The organism is Ferviditalea candida (genome assembly GCF_035282765.1).
Classification (GTDB): Bacteria; Bacillota; Bacilli; order Paenibacillales; family KCTC-25726; genus Ferviditalea; species Ferviditalea candida.
Genome location: NZ_JAYJLD010000004.1, coordinates 195,930 through 203,973 on the forward strand (window position 1 = coordinate 195,930; position 8,044 = coordinate 203,973).

6 protein-coding genes and 1 pseudogene are annotated in these 8,044 nt (G+C 31.4%); all 7 read left to right on the forward strand.

The features are described 5' to 3' along the window. Nucleotides 1-2 precede the first annotated feature (2 nt). Nucleotides 3-3,467, forward strand: a complete 3,465-nt coding sequence (locus VF724_RS04605; RefSeq protein WP_371753044.1) for a glycosyltransferase — start codon at nucleotides 3-5, stop codon at nucleotides 3,465-3,467. Between the two features lie 11 nt (nucleotides 3,468-3,478). Continuing rightward, entirely contained in the window at nucleotides 3,479-4,606 is a 1,128-nt protein-coding gene (locus tag VF724_RS04610) for a glycosyltransferase family protein (RefSeq protein WP_371753045.1), read from the forward strand. Between the two features lie 467 nt (nucleotides 4,607-5,073). Further along, nucleotides 5,074-5,799, forward strand: a complete 726-nt coding sequence (locus tag VF724_RS04615) for a hypothetical protein (RefSeq protein ID WP_371753046.1) — start codon at nucleotides 5,074-5,076, stop codon at nucleotides 5,797-5,799. 88 nt (nucleotides 5,800-5,887) lie between these two features. Beyond that, on the forward strand, nucleotides 5,888-6,238 hold the full coding sequence (locus VF724_RS04620) for a hypothetical protein (protein WP_371753047.1): 351 nt from the start codon (nucleotides 5,888-5,890) through the stop codon (nucleotides 6,236-6,238). Next, nucleotides 6,222-6,611, forward strand: a complete 390-nt coding sequence (locus tag VF724_RS04625) for a GtrA family protein (protein ID WP_371753055.1) — start codon at nucleotides 6,222-6,224, stop codon at nucleotides 6,609-6,611. The genes VF724_RS04620 and VF724_RS04625 overlap by 17 nt, the downstream gene beginning before the upstream one ends. 49 nt (nucleotides 6,612-6,660) lie before the next feature. After that, a complete protein-coding gene (locus VF724_RS04630; RefSeq protein ID WP_371753048.1) occupies nucleotides 6,661-7,602 on the forward strand; it encodes a glycosyltransferase family 2 protein in 942 nt (313 codons plus the stop codon). 169 nt (nucleotides 7,603-7,771) lie between these two features. Further along, a pseudogene (locus VF724_RS04635) lies at nucleotides 7,772-8,044 on the forward strand (IS4 family transposase); the annotation flags it as partial.

An 8,044-nucleotide genomic window follows, 5' to 3' on the forward strand; every position in this document is an offset into this window, starting at 1 on the left:
CTATGAAAAAAGCAATATGTGTATTAGGAATGCATCGAAGCGGGACTTCAATGCTAATGAAAGTATTGAACATTTTGGGTGTTTATTTAGGGGAAGATAAAGATATCTTAGCTTTTGGTGATGATAATCCGGAAGGCTTTTGGGAGCATCAAGGTATCGTTGATATACATGAAAAAATCTTTGCGGAATTAAATCGCAGCTGGGATAGTACAATACCCTTGCCAGAGAATTGGTTGAAAACACCTCAAATACTAGAGTATAAAAAAGAACTTATAGATTTGATAAAACGTGAATTTAATGATGTTCCAGTATGGGGGTGGAAAGACCCTCGCACTTGCATACTTTTACCGTTGTGGAATGAAATTTATGATATTTTAGATATTGAAGTAAGCTATGTTATTTCATTGAGAAATCCTTTAGATATAGCTAATTCCTTATTCAAAAGAAATAATATGAATAAGCAAAATGCAATAGCCTTGTGGTATTACCATATGATAAATGTTCTTGAATACACTAAAGGTTCTCAAAAAATGATCGTGGAGTATGATTCGTTACTTGAGGATACTTTGGAAAATGCAAAAAAGATTGCTGATTTTATTGGGCTAGACTTCAATAAGGAAAAGGAATTGAATGTTAAAGCAAGCATAAAACCAGGACTAAGACATAGTCATTCTTCGTATAAAGAATTATGTCTTTATACTGAAGAAAAAGTTGCGTTATTATATAAAGATTTTGAATACTTATTAGAATCTAATAGTAATGAATTTTATAGCATTGCGAATTATAAGTTTCATACAAAAATAATTCAATTAGAAGAATTAGAAAACAGGCAGAAGATAATAGAACAAAAAAATGTGGAAATTGACCAAGTACGAGAAGAAATAAGGCAAAAGGACGAGGAAGCAATTCAGGCAAGAACAGAGATAGAACGGAATAACTTAGAAATAGAACGTGTGCATGAGGAATTAAGAAAAAAGAATAAGGAAGTAATTCATGCTATAGAAGACTTGGAACGGAAAAACACAGAAATCGAGCAAGTAAGGGAAGAGTTAGAACGAAAGAATGTAGAAATAGGACGAGTAAAAGAGGAGTTAGAACAAAAGAATTTAGAAATTAGGCTAGCAAGAGAAGAGATGGAGCAAAAACGTGAAGTGTTTGAGGAGCAGAAGGGAAAAAATCTCTCTATAATTAAGAATAATGAAGCTTTAAGAGAAAAGATAGATAGTATGCAAGCAATTGTAAGTCAAGCGATAAATCAGTCAATCCTTCTTTCAACCACAAAATTATTTAAATTTATACATCTTATGTATAGAGTCAAACATCAACTTATTAAAGGGGATTTGACTGCTAAAAGGAAATTTTTTAATTGGTTGTCAAAGCGATGGAATAGGCAAATTTACATTCATGAACATAATTATAATCCATTGTATCAAATAGTAGATATTCTTAATGAGAGTAAAATCATTAATAAAAACGATTCTATTAACACAAATTATGAACATTTTGATCTATATGATAGGAAGAATAATATTTCCTCAGTTGAAGTTATATCTGAAATATGTACAACTCCAAAATTAACAGTAGATATTAAAGAGAAATATCAAAAAATAGATATTATTTTACTATCTATTATTGATTTTGATTTTAGATATCAAAGGCCGCAACATCTTGCCAATGTATTTGCTGAAAATGGTCATAGAGTATTTTATATTAATGCAAATTTCGGGAAAAATGAAAAAGTTATTCACGAAAAACATCATAATTTAAACATATTTAATATTGAAAGTATCAAATTTAAAAATATTTATGCTGTGGATTCTTTAGAAAATCTGAGAAATATTAATTGTGAAATAGAGAGAATTGTAAATGAAAATGCAATTAGAGATTGTCTTGTTGTTATAGAGTACCCTACATGGACCGAAACGGCTAAATTTCTAAAGAAGAAATATGGATTCAAAATAGTAAGCGATTATCTTGATGATTTTACTGGTTTTAAGGACACTAGTAATGATTTTTTGAGTTATACAAGTATAGAAATGTTGAAGATAAGTGATAAAGTGATTGCAAGCTCAAGTTTTTTAGCAGAGAAGGCCGGAAAATATAATTGCAATGTAGAAATTGTCCGTAATGGCACAGAATTTCAGTTTTTTAATAATGTATTTAGAAAGAATTCAGATAAGAAGAAGCGGAAGATTGTTGGGTATTACGGAGCAGTAGCTCACTGGTTTGATTTTAATAAGATTGAATATCTTGCTGAGCAATTAACAGATGTTGATATCGTAATTATTGGAGCTGTTACTGAAGGGTACAATAGATTAACTAAATATTCGAATATTAAACTGCTTGGAGAAAAACCATATAAAGATTTGCCGAGTTATCTGAAAGACTTCGATGTATGTCTAATACCATTTGATACTACAACTGATTTAATTAAGGCAACTAATCCTGTTAAATTTTACGAGTATCTAAGTGCCGGAAAGAAAGTAGTAGCAACTGAAATCCCTGAACTGATGCCATTTAAAAATAAATATGTATATCTTGCTAATGACAATGATCAGTTTCTTCATTATGTGAGAATATGCCTTGATAATTCAGACGATTTGGCATTTGACCTGGAATGTGTTGAATTTGCTAAGGAAAACGATTGGAGCAAGAGGGGAAAAGCATTTTTGGATGTTTCGAAAGAAACATTCCCAAAAGTATCAATTATTATGCTTACTTATAACCAACTAGATTACACTAAACAATGCATATCAAGCATTATTGACAAAACGTCATATCCTAATTATGAGTTAATAATCGTTGACAATAATTCTCAAGACAATACGCAAGAATATTTAAAACAAGTTGAAAAACGTCATGATCAGATTAAAGTGATTTTGAATGAGGAGAACCATGGGTTTGCAGGTGGGAATAACATAGGATTAAAGCATGCAACAGGGGATTATTTGATACTCCTTAATAATGATACGATTGTTACTAGGGGATGGATAACAGGGCTACTGAAACACTTTGATAATAATCCTAATCTTGGACTGGTGGGTCCAGTAACAAATTCTATTGGAAATGAAGCCATGATAAAAACGGAGTATGATTCTTTAGAAGATATGGATAACTTTGCTTATAATTATACTATGAATTCAATGGGGGAGTTATATATTGCAATTAACACCCTTGCGATGTTTTGCGTAGCTATCCCTAGGACTACTTTTGAGAAGATAGGCTTTTTGGATGAGAACTATAAGGTTGGCATGTTTGAAGATGATGATTATTCTCTTGCAATATTAAGATCAGGTTATGAAATTGCTTGTGCCGAAGATGTATTTATACATCATTTTGGCAGTGTTTCATTTAAGAAACTAGATGATAAAGAGTACAAGAAAATATTTGATGAAAATAAAGATTATTACGAACAAAAATGGAATACGAAGTGGGTACCGCATAAATATAGGGATGGCATTTTCTAGAGGAGTATTTTATGAAGATCGTATATTTTTCCCCCATAGATTGGGATTTTTTGAAGCAACGTCCGCAGCATATTGCTGAGGAGTTATCAAAGGATCATACAGTTTATTTTATTGAACCATCTATAAGTATTGTAAAATCAATTATATATAAGAAGAACTTTCATAAATCTAGGGAATTTAATGTAAATGCAAATCTTAAGGTGATTCGGCCAAGCGGAAAATTTAGATTGCCTAAAATTTTTGATCTGGTTGATTTTGCTGGCATAAATTTGGCATACGAAAAAAAAATCTTGATGAAGTTGATTGAAGAATCAGATTTGATTTGGGTGGGAAGTCCAATTTATTATGGGCTGGTTAGAGACATAAGAAACAAAAATATTGTTTATGATAAAATGGATGATTACGGACAATTAACAAAAAGCATCCTCTTAAGAAAATTAATAGAAACGAATGAGAAGGGATTATTATCAAAGGCTAGTTTGATATTTACATCATCAAAATTTCTCTTCGATAAGATTAATGGAATCGGGAAACCGGTAGTATTAGTTAGAAATGGTTTAGATGAGTCAATTTGTCTCAACAAAGACTTAGGCAGTAATAAAGTGTCAGATGAACTCAAAAGAATAAAGGAGAATGGTAGTGTAATATTCGGATATATTGGTACAATAGATCATTGGTTTGATTACGATGCAATTCAACATATTTTGGAACATAGAAAAAATAATAAAGTTATTATAGTCGGACACAATAAATTGCCAATTTATAATCATGAAAATGTATACTATTTTGATGCAGTACCTAAAAATGAATTAGGTTCGATCATCAATGAGTTTGATTATTGTTTATACACATTTAAAAAGAATGCATTATTAGATTCCATTGATCCAGTAAAAATTTATGAGTATTTGGGTTTTAATAAAAAAGTTATAGCAGTTAAGAGTGCTGAAACAATAAGATTTAAGAAACAGATTAAATTGTATTCTAATGATATAGGTTTGGAAAAAGTACTTAACGAATTGGACTGCATCAAAGCACCTTTTAATAGTGACGAACTAAAAAAATTTATTAATGATAACGTCTGGTATGAAAGGGTTTTATCAATGATTGAACATATGAATGCTCACAAAATCTTGAAATGATAAATATAAGTAATAAGTAATTTTGATTTGTTAACCTTAGAATTGTAACCAAGACTATCGAGATAAGAGCGTCTTGAAATTTAATAAGTGCATCTAGGAAAGGTGAATTATGCATATTATAAAAAAATATAAATTAGAAAATAGTAACTATATGGCGATTTTTATTATGTTTTTTATTTTGGGAATTATATACTACCGCGTAATAAGTGGAGGATTATGGCTTAAATGGGATATGTACGGGGCGGCCTTTCCACTTTCTGTCGGTGTATCGGATGCGTTGAAACATGGTTCGTTACCTTTATGGGAACCATTTGTAGCTCGTGGAATACCAATAGCAAATCTTTTAGGGTTTCCGACATGGTCACCTTTCACTATTTTTTTTTGGATTAGTAGGATATTCACAGTATATAATTCAATTACAATATTTTCTAATAATTTTACTTGCTTCATTGTTTGCTTATTTAGCTTTGAAGAACTTTCTTTCTAATCCTTGGTTATGTGCTGGTGGCGGTCTTGCTTACGCAACAAGTGGATTGTTTGTAGGAAACGCAGAGCATCTTACTTTTATTTTTGCAGCTATGATTTATCCATTATTACATTATTCAACCCATAAACTTTTTCGTACTAAAGATAAAAAGTGGACAGTGCTCATTGGACTATCGCTAGGTCTTTTGATTTTGAATAATTATCCACCATTTTTTATTTTGAGTGTTTTGTTTCTACTTTTAGAAATGTTATTTTATTTATTGTTTGTAAGTAAAGATAGAGAAAATTTATGCAAATTTATTTGCTACAGTGTTGTGTCCATAGTTTTTGTTGCTATTTCAGTGAGTTTGGTGGCTATTTACACTGATGTACAAGTGGTCAATCATATCACTAGAAGTAAATTAACATGGGTCGAAGCGACACAATCCTCACTAAATTTTTGGAATTGGCTGGGTATTATTACTCCATTTTTTGTTCAATTAACAGATAATAATGTTGATGTGTCTATGGGTAATACATATATTGCATTGCCAATAACTGTTTTTGCCCTGTCGAAATTACCAAATTCAAGAAAGGAATTCAACCAGAGAGGACAGAGAAGAGTCAATTACTCAAAAGGCATTTTCCAACACGTTTTATCTTTTAATGGACAAATTTGCAATCAAAGGCTATCCAAAAGGTGGTTTCGATTTTGTTTTATTAGATAAGCAGGTCGTTAACGAATTAAATCTAATTCATGAGAAAAATACGAATATCATGAGTTTAATTTTTTGGCTTGGTCATGAGCAGGATTTCGTGCCGTATGTACGTCAGCAAAGGAAATTAGGGAAATCAAAATGGACATTTTCTAAAAAAATAAAACTTTTTATCGATTCCTTTGTAAATTTTTCATACGCACCAATTCGTTTCATGTCAATCATTGGTTTTATTACAGCAATTTTTAGTTTCATCTATGGTTTATTCGTTATATTTAATGCATTATTTGGAAAAACCGATGTTCAAGGGTGGACGACAATTATTGCTTTAATTACATTTCTACTGGGATTGATTATGGTGATGCTCGGAATAATTGGAGAATATATTTGGAGAATCTTAGATGAAACACGTAATAGACCTTCGTATATTATTGATGAAATTTTTGAATAAACAATTTATAAAATTTATAATCGTAGGCTTAATTAATACTGTAAGTACTTACCTTTTATATTTGATTTTTTTAAAACTCACCTCATATTTTTGGGCATATTCAATTTCTTATATATTAGGGATAATCATTTCATATTTTCTAAATACACTATTTGTATTTAGAGAGAAGACATCTCTTAAAAAGTTTTTACAGTTTCCTATCGTTTATCTAGTTCAATATTTAATTAATACTTTTTTTCTATATTTATTCGTCAATGTTCTCTCAATCAGGAAGGAAATTTCACCAATAATTATTATAGTTATCACTATTCCAATTACTTTTTTACTTAGCAAAAAAATTATTCAAGAGAAAAAAAGGAAAACAAGAAATTAGCTTTTAAATAATTTTGCGATTTGACACTTTTTCGACGACAGAGGTGAATATGAATAACCAGATAGACATTTTACTTTCCACATACAATGGAAGTAAATATCTGCAGGAATTATTGACTTCGATAATAGATCAAATTTATCCAAACTGGCAATTGCTTATTCGAGATGACGGATCGACTGATGATACAATAGATGTTATTCAAAATTTCAGCAAACAGTATCCCAATAAAATTGTTTATATCGAGGATCATGATCATCATTTAGGCCCAAAACAAAGCTTTTCCAAACTAATGGAATATTCTACTGCCGATTATATAATGTTTTGTGACCAGGACGATGTTTGGTTGAATCATAAGATCGAACTAACCTTAGAGAAAATTCTGCTGCTAGAAAAAAAATTTCCCAATCAACCTCTTTTGGTTCATACCGATCTAACTGTTGTTGATAAAGACCTGCAGGTAATTTCGGATTCTTTTTGGAAATATCAAAAGCTTAATCCATATTTTAAAGAACTTAACAATCTTCTTGTTCAGAATATAGCCACTGGCTGCACCATGATGATGAATAAGCGTTTAAAGGAATTGTCCCTTCCGATTCCTAAACAAGCCATTATGCATGATTGGTGGATAGCCTTAGTCGCTAGTATATCTTCGGGCATTCACCATATTGATAGTCCAACCCTACTATATCGGCAGCATGGCACGAATAATATCGGTGCGCAAAAATATTCTCTTCCCTATTTATTAAATAGATTCGGAAAAGCAAGTGAATCTATTGAAAGAATTATTCATCAAGGGGAGCGCTTGAGTAGCAAATTCAGTAATCAATTAAATCAAGATCAGCTTAAAATGTTAGAAAGTTTTATAAATTTTTTACATAATAATCGATTTAATAGATTAATAGATATATTTAAATATCGATTTAGAAAACATGGACTATTACGTAATGTTGGGTTTATCCTTGCAATGCTTTTTTTAAATAAAAGAAAATAATAATAGCTTAATTAACTCAACTTTCGCAGCTTAAAATTCGGCTTAAACCCGTACCGTTAGTGGGCTAGCACCAGAAAAATTGCCCATCTTGACGCAGAAAACACCTTTCACGTTTGGTAAAATGGAAGTGACAAAGCTTTCATCCCCAAACAGAAAGGTGCGTACTTTCATGTTACACCATAATTCACTGTCTGAGAAGTCTATGGAGCGGTTTTCCACGCTCTTCACTACCTTGAAAATCGGGCAATTGCTCCGCCAATCCGGTATCCGTAAATCCTTTGGCTTATCCGCTTTGGCCGTGTTTCAGATTGTTTTTTCGCTTGTATTCCACCACCGTAATTGGTTTCGCTTGCTCGAAAGCGACCGTGGGGCTTCCTTGCCGGGAAAAGACGTCGTCTACCGATTTCTCAATCATTCTGGTTTTGCTTGGCGCAGATTCCTC